Source organism: Thiomicrorhabdus sediminis (genome assembly GCF_005885815.1).
In the GTDB taxonomy this organism is placed as follows: domain Bacteria; phylum Pseudomonadota; class Gammaproteobacteria; order Thiomicrospirales; family Thiomicrospiraceae; genus Thiomicrorhabdus; species Thiomicrorhabdus sediminis.
Genome location: NZ_CP040602.1, coordinates 94,561 through 110,215, shown reverse-complemented (window position 1 = coordinate 110,215; position 15,655 = coordinate 94,561). Strand labels below are relative to the sequence as shown.

At 47.5% G+C, this 15,655-nt stretch carries 12 protein-coding genes; 4 read left to right on the top strand and 8 right to left on the bottom strand.

Features of this window, described 5'->3' with window-relative positions; all coding sequences use genetic code 11:
- Positions 1–13: 13 nt before the first annotated feature.
- The 7 genes from FE785_RS00455 to FE785_RS10790 are packed head-to-tail and all read right to left on the bottom strand — an operon-like array spanning position 14 to position 7,651.
- Positions 14–1,621, bottom strand: a complete 1,608-nt coding sequence (locus tag FE785_RS00455; RefSeq protein WP_138563332.1) for a hypothetical protein — start codon at positions 1,619–1,621, stop codon at positions 14–16.
- A complete protein-coding gene (locus tag FE785_RS00450; RefSeq protein ID WP_138563330.1) occupies positions 1,615–3,642 on the bottom strand; it encodes a VWA domain-containing protein in 2,028 nt (675 codons plus the stop codon). The genes FE785_RS00455 and FE785_RS00450 overlap by 7 nt, the downstream gene beginning before the upstream one ends.
- The gene (locus tag FE785_RS00445) at positions 3,642–4,760 is read right to left on the bottom strand and encodes a vWA domain-containing protein (RefSeq protein ID WP_138563328.1); all 1,119 of its coding nucleotides are present in this window, start codon (positions 4,758–4,760) and stop codon (positions 3,642–3,644) included. Before FE785_RS00445 ends, FE785_RS00450 begins: the two co-directional genes overlap by 1 nt.
- Positions 4,760–5,359: a hypothetical protein gene (locus tag FE785_RS00440; protein WP_138563326.1), complete on the bottom strand. Its 600-nt coding sequence runs from the start codon at positions 5,357–5,359 to the stop codon at positions 4,760–4,762. Before FE785_RS00440 ends, FE785_RS00445 begins: the two co-directional genes overlap by 1 nt.
- Before the next feature lie 9 nt (positions 5,360–5,368).
- Positions 5,369–6,436: a DUF58 domain-containing protein gene (locus FE785_RS00435; RefSeq protein ID WP_138563324.1), complete on the bottom strand. Its 1,068-nt coding sequence runs from the start codon at positions 6,434–6,436 to the stop codon at positions 5,369–5,371.
- Positions 6,437–6,451: 15 nt separating this feature from the next.
- Entirely contained in the window at positions 6,452–7,426 is a 975-nt protein-coding gene (locus FE785_RS00430; RefSeq protein ID WP_138563322.1) for an AAA family ATPase, read from the bottom strand.
- A 57-nt stretch (positions 7,427–7,483) separates the two neighbouring features.
- Positions 7,484–7,651 (bottom strand): hypothetical protein, encoded by a 168-nt coding sequence (locus tag FE785_RS10790; protein WP_168188880.1) that lies wholly within the window; start codon positions 7,649–7,651, stop codon positions 7,484–7,486.
- Positions 7,652–7,788: 137 nt separating this feature from the next.
- Between FE785_RS10790 and FE785_RS00425 the strand changes: the two genes are divergently transcribed.
- Complete coding sequence (locus tag FE785_RS00425) at positions 7,789–8,667, top strand: ABC transporter substrate-binding protein (protein WP_138563320.1); 879 nt, start codon at positions 7,789–7,791, stop codon at positions 8,665–8,667.
- A 12-nt stretch (positions 8,668–8,679) separates the two neighbouring features.
- A complete protein-coding gene (locus tag FE785_RS00420) occupies positions 8,680–10,683 on the top strand; it encodes a putative bifunctional diguanylate cyclase/phosphodiesterase (RefSeq protein WP_138563318.1) in 2,004 nt (667 codons plus the stop codon).
- On the opposite strand, the gene FE785_RS00415 is transcribed toward FE785_RS00420, so the two are convergent.
- Positions 10,680–11,216: an NADPH-dependent FMN reductase gene (locus tag FE785_RS00415; RefSeq protein WP_138563316.1), complete on the bottom strand. Its 537-nt coding sequence runs from the start codon at positions 11,214–11,216 to the stop codon at positions 10,680–10,682. The genes FE785_RS00420 and FE785_RS00415 overlap by 4 nt on opposite strands.
- Positions 11,217–11,499: 283 nt before the next feature.
- On the opposite strand from FE785_RS00415, the gene FE785_RS00410 reads away from it, so the two are divergent.
- Both FE785_RS00410 and FE785_RS00405 read left to right on the top strand, forming a co-directional pair.
- On the top strand, positions 11,500–12,555 hold the full coding sequence (locus FE785_RS00410) for an efflux RND transporter periplasmic adaptor subunit (RefSeq protein WP_168188879.1): 1,056 nt from the start codon (positions 11,500–11,502) through the stop codon (positions 12,553–12,555).
- 1 nt (position 12,556) lies between these two features.
- Positions 12,557–15,655: an efflux RND transporter permease subunit gene (locus FE785_RS00405; protein ID WP_138563312.1), complete on the top strand. Its 3,099-nt coding sequence runs from the start codon at positions 12,557–12,559 to the stop codon at positions 15,653–15,655.

Here is a 15,655-nt window from a genome sequence, read left to right as displayed (position 1 = left end):
GCTGGCAAAGAGTTTATCTGCGCCAGTTTAGCCACTGCGCATAAGCCTTGAAATAGCGGCTAATTAGATTTTTTCGCGGCAACAGCGGTAAATGCTTCAGCCAACTATGCAAAGCCTTCGAGAAAGCCTCCTGAGTGATTTTTTTATCAGCAAACAACTGCTCGTTAATCAGTCTTAGTAAACTCTGCAAAGCCTCATTTTCAGCCTCCCTAGGCTGCACCAGCCGTTGATACCATTGCAGCCATAAGGCGGCCACTTGACTGTGCGGCTGGCCTAGCTCAAATGACTTATCCATTAAGGCTTGCTGGGATGCTTGCCAATTCTGTAATTGCTGCCAGATCTGTTGCGCCTGCAGGGTGGAAGATTGCGCTTTATCGGTCTGTTTCAACGCTTTCTTAAAGCGCCTATTCAACCAAACCTGTTTGCCGACAAACACCAGCATAAAAAAGCCGAGTAACGCCAATAGCAACAATAACCACTGCGCTAACCAAATTAACCAGCTTGGTAAAGCCAGCAAACTCTGGGGGGCAAGATTTTGCTGTTCCACCTTGGCGTTATCCGCATTGAAATAACGCAAACTCAACGTCTGCAAAACATGCCGCCCACTGGTTTCGACCCTGAACGGAATCTGCACTTGCATCTCCACTCGCATACCTTGATCCGTAACCGTCTGCTGAGCACTGAAAGACTCACTTAGCCAGGCGACATCTTTAGCCTGCAATTGCTGTAGCAAACGATACACAGTCGCTTTTAACGCCTGCTCACTCATATCCGCTGCTTGGAATCTCCATGTCCAGTAATAGAGTTTTTGACTCTCGACAAACCAAGGCAAAGACTCCGCCTGCCAGTCAATCTTGCCAACCGATGCTCCCATCGGCAGAAAGCTCGGCAAGGGCTTCAAGGTCATGATCTGCTGAGCATCGAAAAACTTCCAAACTCGATTACCTCTGTTTTTGATATGCACCACCGGAGAACGCAGTTTAAAAGTTGCCGCTTGATCGATTTCCGGCATTTGAAAACTGGCCGTGAGCTGGCGTAGTTGCGAAAACGAGGCTGCGGTTTTGGGTAAAAACAATTCAATCGCCTCATCCAGTTTATGCGGCGCATGCAAGCTGACCTGATAAGCCGGATCAGCCACCTCTATCTGCGCCTGCCATTTCACCATCTGCTTTGATAACATCTCTAAGGCCGGGGCTTGCCAAGTCACTTGGGCTTCGGGATTAGGCAATACCTTAATGGTTGCCTGTGGCAGAGTCAGCTCACCGCTTTTCTGTTTTTGCAAGACAAACTCACCCGGTTTTAGCGGGTAAAAAGTCAACCTGAAACGGTTCTCGTCCTGCTCAAGGTCATCAACGGCAAAATCCTTTCGATAGCTTGGGATATCGACACCTTTAAGCACTTGATGCAAGTTCTGGCCTTCGATAATCAACTGAATCGGTTGCCCCATCATCACTTGTCGCGGACGCAGTTTGACTTGGATCCCTTGGACTGGTTTTTCCTCGGCAAAAGCGCGATTGCTCAATGGCTGCTGCTCATAGCTGACCGCCCAGACCTGAGACCCCAGACTCATCATCACGCCTACACAAAACACTCTAAGCCAATTCACTGCATTCATTACCATGGCTGCACCCCCGGTACTGGATGCGCTTTATCTTGTGTGGCTTCAAAACCTTCTTCCCGTTCGAATAAACGTATCAATAAAGCCTGCTGATCATCTTTAAGCTGCTGTAACTGCGCCTCCAATTTTTCCGCACGGCGTTGATTGTGCTGCGCCTGCCAGACCGCATTGCTGCTATTGGCGGCATTAGCATTTAGCTGCAATTGATTACGCTTGGCGGTTAACCCCAGTTCGGTCACGGTTTGAGCTTGCGGTAACACATAATCTTTAGCGCCAGTTGCACCATCAATGTCATCCGCCCCCAAACCATCATTAGTGGAATCATTACTCGGTTTTTGCCCGCCATAAAACGCGCCCTGATTGTCTTTTTTGCCGCTGCCGTCCTGCTCCTCGCCATCATCGCTCTGCTGCTGTTTTTTTACCGCAATTTCCAATTGATAACGTCTTTGAGCCAGCTCTAAATTATGCTTGGCCTTGACATAAGGTGATTGATAAACCAGTGCCTGTTGAAAAGATTCAATCGCCAATTCGAGCAAATTGGCCTGATAATAACTGTTGCCCAAATTATAAAGCGCCTGGGCGCGCAACGAATCGTTGGGTGCTTGCCAAGCCGCTTGACGGAAATAAATCACCGCGGCTTCCATATCGGCATTTTTATAAGCCGCCGCGCCGGCACCAAACCAGCCATCAAAGTTGGTAACGCGATCATATAGACTTTGCGACTGCTCATAAGCTTGCGATTCAAATGCTTGATAAGCCTCGTTTAACAAGGCCTGCTCTTCTTCCGGCGCGGCAAAAGACGGTTCGCTGTAGGTTATCGCGGTGGCACCAAAACCGCTTAACAGCAACACTGTCAGCAAACTATTGGCGCCGCTTTCGGTCGTCTTGCCTTTTACTAGACGCTTGGTGATCTGCATTAACCCGGCCGATAAACTGCGCAGGTAAAACGCCGCCAATAAAAACAGCACCGCGGCGATTAAGAAGCCATGTCCGTAATCTTGCCAATAAGTCTGTGAGGTCGTTGTTGTTTGGCTCGATGCCACTTGCTTGATATCATCAAGCAGCGCTTGGATAAACTGAGGTGAGGTGCTGGCCAGCCTATAATCGCCTTGAACTTTTTCAGCCAGTTTCATCAACTGCTTCTGCTCCAAACGTGTCTGTACCAATAAGCCGTTGACGTGCAAGGAACCGCTGTTATCTTCGGCATCGGGAATCAATGCCGGTTGTTTAGAGCCAACCCCGATATAGATCACCTTCACCCCGGTATCGGCAAAGGCTTGTGAGCGCGCCGCGGCAAGCTTGGCATAAGCTTCCGGTAACGGCTGAGGTTTCCAGAATAAGGGCGCTCCATCGGTAAACACCAACAAGACTTTCGCCGCGGATGATGTCTGTTGCAGACGATGAATATCGTGAATCAAAGCCAACTGCAAATCACTACCCATTGTTGGCAACATCCCTGGCGAAACCAGATCGGTGGCATGGTTGAAAACCTTTTTATCGAAGGTTGGCGGCAATACCAGATGCGGTTTGGCAGCGAAGATACTCAAACCAATACGGTCATCCGCTTGCAGTTGTTGCGATAAGCTCTGCAGCAGAGACTTAGCCATTAAAAAACGGTTGGGCTGCACATCTTCGGCCAGCATCGAACGCGACACATCCAGGCTCACCAGAATATCGACACCTTGGCGACTTTGCTCAGTGTAACGCTCATCAAGCAAGCGCGGCCCGGCCATGGCAATCACCAGCAGCAACCAAGCAATCGTCAATAATTTCAACGGTGACGCGCCGTTAAACAACAAGCGTATGACATTTCGCCCAAACGTGTTTGTCTGCGCTTTAAGCGGCGCTGCACTGTTATCTGCCATGACCCAAGGCCAAAGGGATTTATCGGCATAACTCACCTGTTGATGTTGGCGTAATAGTTTTTGTAACAGCCACCATAATCCTGGCAAAGCTAACGCCCAAAGCCATAAACTTTGACGCCACTGCAGTTGTCCATCAATAAGCGCTTGCAATAAATCCATTATGATTGCGCTCCCGTCTTCTCACTACGCTTGCTCCAAAGCAGTAACAGTGCGGCATAAAAAGCAAATAGCAGCAACATTAAGCCAAGCGGATAGAAATACAGTTCAATTCGCTGATCCGGCTTGGGCGGCAAAACAAACGGTACACCTTCGGCCTGATTGATTAAAGCCAATACTTCGCCGATTTGCTCACTGCTGCCGACACGGTAATATTTGCCATGGGTCTGCTCAGCCAACGCCTGTAAAGACTGCTCTTCCAATGGCTGGTAAAGCAAACCGGTGAACTCGCGTTTATCGGCTTCATCGCTGCCGGCTCCGATACCGATGGTATAGATTGGAACCTGCAACAGTTGGGCATAATTGATCACTTCGGACAACTCCACCCGACTCTGCTCGGTTAAACCATCACTAATCAACACCACTATACGTTTACGGCTGGTGGTATTGGCGTCCTGTTCGGTGGCCCTTAATGCCAATCCCAGCGCTTCGCCCATCGCCTCATCGGTACGACCGGCCAAATATGGCTGTAGGCGTTGCAGTGTCAAACGCGCCAAGTCCTGATCCGCCGTCAACGGCAATAAACTGTAGGCATTTTCGGCGTAGATACTAAAACCGAAACGGTTGCCCGGTAGTTGAGCAATAAAATCATCCAAAACCGATTTCACCACCTGCATACGTGTTGCCGATTGGTTATTCAATTGATAATCCGGTAATACAAAAGACGCCGAACTCTCAATAACAAAAACGATATCACGCACCGTCTCGGTTTGCGGTTCACTGTCGGAGGCAACCTTTTGCACCGGTGAGGCCAAAGCCAACAGCAGACAAAACAGGAGCAAACCTCTTAATAAATTCATCGCCAATAAACGCCACTGCCAAACCGATTTGCTGCGCACGCCTTGTTGACCGATAAAACGCTCGATAAACGGATGTTTTACCAATAGCGTATGACTTTGTTGTGCTTGGGATATATCGTCCTCATTCCGAAAATGACTGAGCCACCAAAGTAGCGGCCAAAGCAATAACAACCAAAACCACTGCGGCTGCTCAAATAGCACAACAGCATCGGTCGGCAACTGCGCAAAAAAAGCAATCTGTTGTAATAACCACTGCTCCACTAGCGCACTCCTCTATCGGTTTCAATATCGGCTTTCTTGGCAATTCTGCGTAAACTCAAAAAGGCTTTTAAAGCCTTGAAAAGAGACTGTTGCAGGCGCTTAAAATCCGATTTGAACAGTTGCCAAACACTAATCCTAGCCATCAATTCCTGTGCCTGTCGCAAAAGAGCCTGAGCATCGACCTGCCGTTTGGCAAACAAGGTCTTCTCAAGACTTTGATAAGATTGCGTAACATGCTTGCTTAACTGCTTGTCGTCATAACTGGCAAATGCGGTCTGCACAAGCCGATGCCAGCGATACAGTTGAGCGGGCAACGCAGAAGCATCCTTTCTGGCGATAGCGGCCAGCAGTGCTTTGAGATAAAACAAGCGTATAGAACAAGGTAAAAGCACCAGCAAAGCGTGGCTGCCCTGACTCCGGTAGTGACGCCACAACCAACCTAAAAGCAACAACAGCGCAACAACAACCATCAACAAAACCAATCCACTTAACCATTGCGACCAATCCACACCCGGTGCCGCAGGCAATTCGATATCAAAGATCTGAAAAGCACTATTGGCTTGTTCAAGTTCTGCATTGATTTGTTGTTCATTGGCCATTTTTACCACCTATGCCTGCGTAGTTACCGTGTGCTGCTCGGCATTCCAAATCAACGGGTTTAGCGCCTGATTAATCGTGGTCAAATCGCTATCTGCGGCCAATAAATAGAGCTTACAATTAGCCTGTTGCAAAAGTGCAGAGTTCTTGTCCAGTTGCTGTTTTGACCACTCTTGATATTGTTGCTGCGCTTGTTGGCCGCTGAGTTGATAAGTCTGCGCATTGCCAATCGATTGCAACTGCAACCCTTCGACATTCGGCAAGCGGTTTTCCACTGCATCACGAATCCAAACCGCCTTAATCGCCACCTGATCCTGCATTGCGGTAAGAATCTCACTGGTTTTATTGTCGATATCATGGAAGTCACTGATAATCAGTAAACGGGTACCGGGCATTAAACGCGGTTTAAGGCGGATCAAAATATCGTTAAAACGCGGCTCCTGCCGGCTCTGCTGTGCGCTCAGCGGCGGGCAAGGCTGGCTCAAGTGCTGCATAACATGCATATAGCTCGATTTCCCTTCAAAACTCGGCGAGATTTGCAGCCCTTCGCCGATTAAAGCACAGCTTAACGGCAATCCTTGCTGTTGCGCCAACCAAGCATAATAACCGGCTACCCTGACCGCTTGAGTCGCCTTCAGACGCTTACGACTGCCAAAACGCATGGTGGCGCGATGATCGACCAAAATAAACCAGTTCTCTTGACGCTCCTCTTGAAACAACTTGGTATAGGCCTGACCGGTGCGCGCCATCAAGCGCCAGTTGATACGGCGAATCTCATCACCCGGTTGATAAAGACGACTTTCCTCATATTCGAGTCCCGCTCCCATAAAACGGCTGGTCTGCTCCCCCTGACGCATGGCTTCACTCTGTTTTAGATTGGCGCTAACCTTGCCGGAAATCTGTTCCAATCTCTCGGCGAGACGGATAATTTCAGCAGTATCCATAACCGGCTGCTTGGTCAAAGGCGAATGGATAGTGCTATTTTTTGACAAGGCAAGCAGTGAATTGAAAGCTTTCTGGGCAGCTTTCAACAACAGCTGCAAAAAGGAGTCATTACGGTAGGACTTGGATAAAGCCATGCAATCAACCTGAATTTAAGCGTCTAAAGGAACGCTGACCAAATCAATTAAACGGCTGATGATCGAATCGGCATTCCAGCCCTGGGCACGACCGCTAAAGCTGACAATCAAACGATGGCGTAATACATCGGGCAACATGGCGATGACATCATCCGGTGTGACATAGTCTCTGCCCTGCAACCAAGAATAAGCACTGGCGGCATGCAGTAGTGCGATTGAAGCGCGCGGCGAGGCTCCAACTTCCAAAACACCTTCAAGTTGGCTATCCAGTTCACCCAACTGACGAGTGGCGGCAATCAAGCCCACCATATATTTTTCGACCGCTTCGGAAATATGTTGCTGAACTACCGATTGACGCGCATGCATGACATTTTCAGGGGTAAGAAACGCCTCGGTTTTCACTTTTTGTTTGGTTTGCATCTGTGCGGCGCGATCACGGCGCAGAATCTCCAGCTCATCCGATTCGGTTGGATAATTAAGCACTATGTGCAACATAAAACGGTCTAACTGCGCTTCCGGTAACGGGTAGGTTCCGTTCTGTTCCAACGGATTCTGTGTCGCCATCACCAAAAACATTTCCGGCAAGGCTCGTGTTTGCCCACCGGCAGTTACCTGTTTTTCCGCCATGGCTTCAAGCAAAGCCGATTGCACCTTAGGTGGAGCACGGTTGATTTCATCGGCGAGGACGATTTCATTGAAGATCGGCCCTTTGACAAAATTCAATGCGCCGGAATTAACATCCAACACTTCGGAACCCATGACATCGCCCGGCATTAAATCCGGGGTAAACTGAATACGCTGAAAGCTGGCGTGCACACCGGTTGCCAAGGTTTTAACCGCAGTGGTTTTCGCCAACCCAGGAGGCCCTTCCAATAAAACGTGTCCACCGGTCAATAACGCGATCATTAACTTATCCAATAAGGTTTCCTGACCGACAATGACCTGCTGAAGGTGTTGCTTTAATGTTTGGAATTCGGCTTGCGTAGACATGGCATTTCCTAACTGATTTCTCAAAAAAGTTGCTCTATTGAATCGCTCTAACAACCCTTAGATTTTCTTTTTTCGGGTTATTAACTCAATCAATATCCGCTTATTATGCCATGTAAGAATGACTTTTTTCGGTTCGCGTTGATTAGGGCGCAGAGGATTCAGCAAAAACGGCAAGAGTTCTGCGTAAAACGGAACATTATCGGCCTGCAAAATCGCCTCAGCCATAAAACAGGCCGTTATACTTACTGCAGCCATAATAATTAGTAATCAATGACTTATCATGCCAAATTATGATTTACAAATATTTAGAATTGGATACTATAACTCTAGGGATAGCATAAAAAATTTAATGGAGACAAAACATGAAGTTGAAGTTGGTACTGATGCTTGTAGCGGTGTTCTTGGTCGGTTGCAGCGAACAAAAGCCACCGGTCAAAGTTTTGTCAAATGCCTGGATTGGTTTTACCCCTTTGTTTTATGCGCAGGAAAAAGGCTGGTTGAAAGAAGCCAATATCGAACTCTCGACCGTGGTATCGCTGGGCGAATCGATGATGATTTTCAGTAGCGGCGATTTCGATGGCATGACCGGTACTCAATATGAGTTCAATAAACTAAAAAGCAAGCAATTCGACATGGTGCCGGTCGTCATGTTCGACCGCTCCAATGGCGGTGACATGGTCATGGGTAATATCGATATTGATACCCTACGATCGTCTGATCAAGCCGTTGATGTGGTACTTGAAATAAACTCTATCAATATGCCGTTATTCCAAGATTTCGTGCGTCGTCATCACCTGGAAAATGTCGCCTTCAACTTCATCAATAAAGACCAATCCAAACTGGTCTCTTATATCAAACAACAAACTGATATAGGACCGACCCTTGCCGTCACCTATATTCCTTACAATTTCGAATTGCAGACCATTGGCTTCAAGATCCTTGCATCGACCAAAGACATTGCAGAACTGCTGGTTCTCGATGCCCTCTATGTGAAACGCGATTCAATGCAAAAAAACCAACATTCCTACCAGAAACTGGCAGAAGCCGTGCAACGTGCATTAAAAGACTTACATGAAAACCCGAAAGTCTATTACGAATTGGTGAAACATTATCTGGAAAATCCGAGTTATAAAGAGTTTAAGGCTAGCTTGGCGGATATTGAATGGTTAAGCCCGCCATTTAGCGAAAAGCTACAAAACCGAATGCAACAAATTGATTTTCCATACCAAGACATAATGTAAGGTGCATTCTTAGTGTTGACCATCCATCGTTTTTTCGCATTGCTGTTTTTCCTGATTGTAGGCGGGCTTTACACCAGTTTTGCCGCTTTCTACTTTCATGAACAAAAGGCCAAGTCTGAAATCATCGCTGCGGATTTTCAACGCACCTTGAATGAAATCGGTTACCAAATTTACAGCGGCGTCAGCAGCTTTGCCGAACTTGAGGAGATGCGCGCCGGCATTCAACGCAAAGCCGCGCAAAACAACCTTATCGATGACATTTCCATCCAGTACGGCAATAAAACCATTCTCAGCACCGATCCTAAAATGTTCAATCACAGTCATCAGCAATTGGATGAAATTGATGTCTTATTAGAGTCTGAACACCTCCGCGTCTATCGTGATATACATGCTGATGTGATGTTTTATGACGGCGTTAAACCGATCAACCTGCGCATTATACTTAGCCCAAACGGCGACGAGCTGGATAGACGTTTTGATGAGATTATCAATAGTTATATCAATTACTCTTTATTACCGACTTTGATTATTGCCGTCCTGCTGTTTTTATTGATTAAAAAGCGCCTGATCGCACCACTGGAAAAACTGCGTCAGTTTGCCTATTACCACAATCACGTACCAAACCAATTCAAGATTCGCGAGCTGGAATCGATTCGCAACTCGATGCAACAAACCTTCAAGCGCCTCAATGAAGAAGCTGAGGCTCTTTATAACTCGGCTAGAACCGATGATTTGAGCGGCTTGCCTAATCGCCAACAGCTCACGGAAAGACTCAACTGGCTTATCAGCGAGTCATCACGCACCCAGGAAGAGTTTGCCTATCTGTTTATTGATTTGGACAACTTCAAGCATATCAACGATACACTTGGCCATGATACAGGTGACGAGTTATTGATCGAAATATCGCGCATTATGCAGGCGGAACTCAGAGGTCATGACATTATCGCCCGTTTCGGTGGCGATGAATTTGTCATGGTGCTTAATAAATACCGCAACCACCTCGAACTGAACCATATTATCGAACGGGTTCTTAGAGAGCTGCAGGAGATTGATTCGATCTCCAATCAGACCGTATCGGTCTCCGCCAGTATCGGGGTAGCGTTTTATCCTAAGGACGGCAAAAACGCCCAGACCTTGATGAAACATGCCGATATTGCCATGTATCAAGCCAAAGAGCGGGGGAAAAACCAGGTTCACTATTTTACCGAAGAGCTCAACCAAAAGATTTTGCAGCATGTCACCTTGGAGCAAGATCTACGCAGCGGCATCAAAAACAAAGAGTTCGAACTGTATTATCAACCTAAGGTTAAGGTCGAAACCGGAGAGATTAGCGGTTGTGAATGTCTTATCCGCTGGCATCATCCAACTCGAGGGTTAATACCGCCTAATCAGTTTATTCCCTTGGCCGAAAACAGCGGGTTAATTGTCCAACTTGGCGAATGGGTGCTTGAAGAAGCGATTCAGCAACAGCTGTTCTGGAAAAAGATGTATGGCATTGATCTGCCCATTTCGGTGAATGTCTCGGCGCATCAATTTGCCCATGAAAATTTCTATACGCGCTTACAACAGATTTTTAAGGACTTCGAATTTGAACCCAATAAACTCGATATCGAAGTCACCGAATCGGTTTTACTGGACGACTCAAACCATAACTTATCCATTTTAAAAATGATTCGTTCTTTAGGCGTCACCACTTCTTTGGATGACTTCGGTACCGGTTATTCGTCTCTGGCTTACCTGAAACGCTTCCCGATCAATGTGCTGAAAATCGATAAAAGTTTTATGGACGATTACCTATCCCGGACAGGATCGGTGTTTATCCAGACCATTATCACCATGGCCCACAACCTCAATATCGAAATTGTTGCCGAAGGTATCGAGCAGCAAGACCAACTAAATTACCTGAAGTCGGTGGATTGCGAGTTCTATCAAGGTTATTTTTGCAGTAAACCGCTACCGGCAAAAAACTTTATCGAACTGGTTCAAGACAGCCTTAACAAACAGGCGAAAACTTAATTGTCGGTAAACTGAATCAAAGCCTGTAAAAAACGATCCAAATAACGCAGACTGTCTTTATCGATCAGATTGCCCTGACTATCAAATTTATGGTTACTCTGGTTAATCGACAATTCGGGTTTATTCAACATCCGCGCATTCAGATACACCAGTACCTGACGTAAATGCATCTGCGCGCGCACCGTACCATTCATCGCAGGACTCGCTCCAAGCAGTGCCAACGGCTTATTATCGAAAGGCTTGGATTCAACACGCGACAACCAGTCCAGAAGGTTCTTCAACACCCCCGGAAACGAATAGTTATACTCCGGTACCGCAATAATCACCGCATCTGCCGCCGAAATTTTATCGCCAATCAATTCAACGCTCTCGTGCATGCCTGCATCATTAACGTCTTGGTTATATAGAGGCACATCACTGTAATCGATAATCTCAATCTGCACATTATAGGCGCCAATCGCCTGCAAACTTCGCAATAATCCGCTATTAATTGAGTTGGCACGTAAACTACCGGAAAAGGCAACAATCTTCATAGCTCTCTCTCGTTTAGGGTATGAGGTCAGTCTAGCCAAACTTTTCGGCGCTTGGTTTCTTCTTCAATAACATTGTTTTAACAAAAATAGCACGACGCCATTACAATTTTTGAATAAACTAACCAAAAACGTCAATTATTTAGCTGTCGCAGGCCACCTCATCGATTGATGACGATAAGCCAATCCAGCGCCTGCACAAGTAGAGGTCTACTCCATAATGCAAAATCAAAGCGGCTACCGATCCACCCTTTTTGCAATATCAGACTCGCTATCCGTGAGCTTGATGCAATTGTTATTAAGCGGCCTTTTATTGGTGTCATGGCAACAGGCTCAAGCCGAAAAACCGCCCATTGCGGTGATTGGTTATCAGGTTGAAAAAGTCAGTGTGGACCAACAACTCAATGCTTTGGGAAGCCTGCAGGCACAGCAGTCGACCCAACTGGCATTTGGCGCCAGCGATATTTTGCAAAAAATTCATGTTCGTTCAGGGCAAACCGTTAAACAAGGCGAGCTGTTATTCGAACTGAATCATAGCGAGCAACTGGCTCAACTTGAGCAGGCCCGAGCCATTGAAAAAGAGGCACAAAACCAATACAACCGTGTCAAAAAAGGCTTAAGCCGCACCACCGTCACCCAAGCACTACTGGATGAACGTTACCGCCAATGGCAAACCGCTATTGCGCAACGCAAAATCTACCAGCAGCAAATCAGCGACCGTAAACTATACGCCCCCTTTGATGGTGAAATCGGTTTAATCAATCTGGCAATCGGCAAGGTCGTCAATAGCGGAGATCCTCTCACCACTCTCGACCAGTTAGCGACAATGAAAATGAATTTCCTGGTGCCGGCCGATTATCTTGCCGAACTGTCGGTCGGACAATCGGTCGAAATCTATACTTCGGCCTATGCCGATCAGTTGTTTCAGGGGCAAATCAACGCGATCAGCGCTCAACTTGAAGCGCAAAGCCGCATGATTCAAGTTCAGGCATTGGTCGATAACCCACAAAAATTACTGAAAACCAATATGTTGGTGGAAGCACTGATTAACCTTAAACAGAAACAGCAACTCCAGGTTCCCAATAGCGCTTTGCTAATGCTCGGCGACAAGGTTTTTATATACCGTCTCAAGGCGCAGGACAACAACCTCTATAAAGCAGAAAAAGTACAGGTCAAGGTGGGTGACGTCGGCCCTGTATACAGTGAAATACTAAGCGGCATCAATGCTGGTGACAGGGTTGTCAGTCAAGGTGTGATGCGCGTTAACAGCAAGGCAAAAATCGCCCTGAAAGGCTTGCAGAATGATGTCTCACAAGCCGAACTATTAAAACCGGGGCGCTAATATGTGGTTATCCGATACCTCTGTTAAACGCCCCATCCTGGCAACCGTTGCTTCTTTATTGCTGTTTGCCTTCGGGCTGATGGCGTTCGATCGAATGAGCTTGCGTGAATACCCGAATATCGATCCGCCAATTGTCACCATCGACACCAAGTACCTCGGTGCTTCCGCTCAGGTGGTGGAAAACCGCATTACCAAACTTATTGAAGACCGCATTTCCGGTATATCCGGTATTCAATACATCGAATCGACCTCCTCGGACGGACGATCACGCATCAAGGTGGAGTTCTCGATTGAGCGAGATATTGACGCGGCCGCCAATGATATCCGCGATAAGGTATCGCGTATTTCCGACAACCTGCCGGAACAGGCCGACCCACCGGAAGTGGAAAAGGTCGATGGCGATGAAAACGTCATTATGTGGTTCAACCTCGCCAGCGACCAAATGACCGTACCTCAGTTGACCGACTACGCCGAACGTTATCTGGTCGACCGTTTTTCCGTGCTTGATGGCGTTGCCCGTGTCCGTGTCGGCGGCGGCCAGTCTTATGCCTTGCGTATCTGGCTGGATCCGAAAAAGCTCGCTCTGTACGGCATTAGCACCAATGACATCGAGCAGCAATTACGTGGCGCCAATATCGAGTTACCGATTGGCTCGATTCAGGGCGAACATATGATGTTTACCCTGCAAGCGAGCAAACCGCTCTCCAGCCTGGAGGATATTGAAAACCTGGTTATCAAACAACATCAGCAATACGGCCAGCTTACTCTCAAACAAGTTGCCAAGGTACGTCTGGGGGCGATTGAGAAGCGTCGTATTTTTCGTGGTAACGGGGTGCCTATGGTGGGTATCGGTATTATCAAACAATCCAATGCGAATACTCTGACTGTCGCCAAGCTTGCCAAAAAACGCTTTACTCAAGTGAATGAGACCCTGCCGGAAGGACTCAAATTAAGAGAAAGTTATGACTCCTCGGTGTTTGTCGAAAATGCGATCAACGAAGTCTATAAAACGCTCTTTATCGCCTTAGCTCTGGTCGCTTTGGTAATGCTTGCCTTTTTGAAAAGCTGGCGGGTCGCTCTGGTACCGATGGTAACCCTGCCGGTTTCGCTGGTGGCGACATTCGGGATTTTATGGAACCTGGACTTTTCCATTAACCTCTTAACCCTATTGGCGCTGGTACTGGCGATTGGTCTGGTAGTGGATGACGCCATAGTGGTATTGGAAAACACCCAACGTCATATCGATAAAGGCTATAAACCCATTGCAGCGGCTTTTTTAGGCACCAGACAAGTCGGTTTTGCGGTGCTTGCCACGACCTTGACATTGATTGCGGTGTTTCTGCCCATTGCCTTTCTGGAGGGTCAGGTCGGCAGGCTGTTTTCCGAATTCGCCATTACCTTGTCGGTTGCGGTGATTTTTTCCAGTTGGGTGGCATTGACCCTTTCACCGGCGCTGGCATCGAAAATTCTCAGTCCAAGCAAAAAAGCCAGAATCTCGACCAGCCACAGTAAATTACCACGCCGCTTTAAGCGGCTCTTGATTAAAAGCCTACGCCGCCCATGGCTAGCGCTAATGAGCTTCGTCATGATTGTGCTTGTCACCCTATTCTATAGCCAGCAGCTTAATCGCGAATATGTTCCGGCTGAAGACCGCGGTGCCTTCTTTATTATGATTAAAGGGCCCGAAGGGGCGAGCTTTGAATATATGCAAAGCTATCTCAATGAAATCGAAGAACGGATGATGCCTTTGGTCGATAACGGTGAAGTCAAACGCCTTTTGATTCGCACACCACGCTCGTTTTCCAATACCGAAGTGTTTAACTCCGGTTTTGTTATCGTGGTGCTCAATGACTGGTCGCAACGCCGTAATGCCTATGAAATCATGGCCGAGGCACGCAAAAAACTGGCCGATTTAACCGGCGTCAAAGCGATCCCGGTAATGCGCTCGCCAATCGGTGGTCGCATTCAAAGTCCGGTGCAGTTTGTTATCGGCGGTTCAAGTTATGAGCAACTGCAGCAGTGGCAAACCTTGATGAATCAGGCTCTGCAGGAGAACAACCCGGGATTGATCAATATCGATTGGGATTATGAACCGAACAAGCCGCAACTCAAGCTGCAAATCGATTACCAGCAAGCCCGGGCATTAGGAGTTTCCTATCAGGACATCAGCGAAACCTTGCAGATTCTGCTCGGCAGTAAACGTGTCACCACCTATCAGCATGAAGGCGAAGAGATCGATATTCTGCTTAAGGCCGAGCATCAATGGTTCCAATCGCCGCAGGATCTTGACCAGATTTATCTGCGCTCGGACACCACAGGCAAAATGATACCCTTGTCGGCCATCAGCAGCGTCAGCACCGTCGGTGAATCCTCCAGTTTGACGCGTTATAACCGCGTCCGTTCGATTACTCTATCAGCCAAACTGGAAGACGATTTGGCACTGGGTGAAGCACTGGATTTTCTCAATAGCTTAACCCGGGAAACACTGCCGCCTGAAGCAGTGATTGATTACAAAGGGGTCTCGCGTGATTTCCAGAACAGTACCAGCTCTTTTTATATGGTGTTTGTACTCGGTATTCTGGTGATTTTTCTGGTCTTGGCCGCGCAGTTTGAAAGCTTTATACATCCACTAGTCATCCTCTTTACCGTACCTTTGGCATTGGCCGGCGGCGTCTTCTCATTATTGAGTTTTGGCTTGACCCTGAATATCTACAGCCAGATCGCGTTGGTTCTGCTGCTTGGTCTGGCAACCAAAAACGGTATTTTGATTGTTGAGTTCGCCAACCAACTGCGTGACAAAGGCATCGGTTTCTATCAGGCTCTGGTCGCTGCGACTGCATTGCGCTTAAGACCGATTCTGATGACTTCAATCACCACCATTGCCGGTACTCTACCACTGATATTCTCGACAGGAGCCGGAGCCGAAACCCGATATATTCTAGGTATAGTGCTATTTTTTGGTGTCGCCTTTGCAACCTTGCTCAGTCTTTTTATTATTCCGAGCATCTATGCGTTGCTCGCCAAACGCAGCGGTTCGCCTTTGGCAACCACACGACAATTAGAAACCGCTCTGGCAGAGCAGCCAAACAATCGAGACTAG

Bases quoted from the DNA above. Each gene is read 5' to 3' on its own strand.
- FE785_RS00410 (WP_168188879.1), top strand. From the start codon at position 11,500: ATGCAATTGTTATTAAGCGGCCTTTTATTGGTGTCATGGCAACAGGCT.
- FE785_RS00455 (WP_138563332.1), bottom strand. From the start codon at position 1,621: ATGGTAATGAATGCAGTGAATTGGCTTAGAGTGTTTTGTGTAGGCGTG.
- FE785_RS00440 (WP_138563326.1), bottom strand. From the start codon at position 5,359: ATGGCCAATGAACAACAAATCAATGCAGAACTTGAACAAGCCAATAGT.
- FE785_RS00405 (WP_138563312.1), top strand. From the start codon at position 12,557: ATGTGGTTATCCGATACCTCTGTTAAACGCCCCATCCTGGCAACCGTT.
- FE785_RS00435 (WP_138563324.1), bottom strand. From the start codon at position 6,436: ATGGCTTTATCCAAGTCCTACCGTAATGACTCCTTTTTGCAGCTGTTG.
- FE785_RS10790 (WP_168188880.1), bottom strand. From the start codon at position 7,651: ATGGCTGAGGCGATTTTGCAGGCCGATAATGTTCCGTTTTACGCAGAA.
- FE785_RS00415 (WP_138563316.1), bottom strand. From the start codon at position 11,216: ATGAAGATTGTTGCCTTTTCCGGTAGTTTACGTGCCAACTCAATTAAT.
- FE785_RS00425 (WP_138563320.1), top strand. From the start codon at position 7,789: ATGAAGTTGAAGTTGGTACTGATGCTTGTAGCGGTGTTCTTGGTCGGT.
- FE785_RS00450 (WP_138563330.1), bottom strand. From the start codon at position 3,642: ATGGATTTATTGCAAGCGCTTATTGATGGACAACTGCAGTGGCGTCAA.
- FE785_RS00430 (WP_138563322.1), bottom strand. From the start codon at position 7,426: ATGTCTACGCAAGCCGAATTCCAAACATTAAAGCAACACCTTCAGCAG.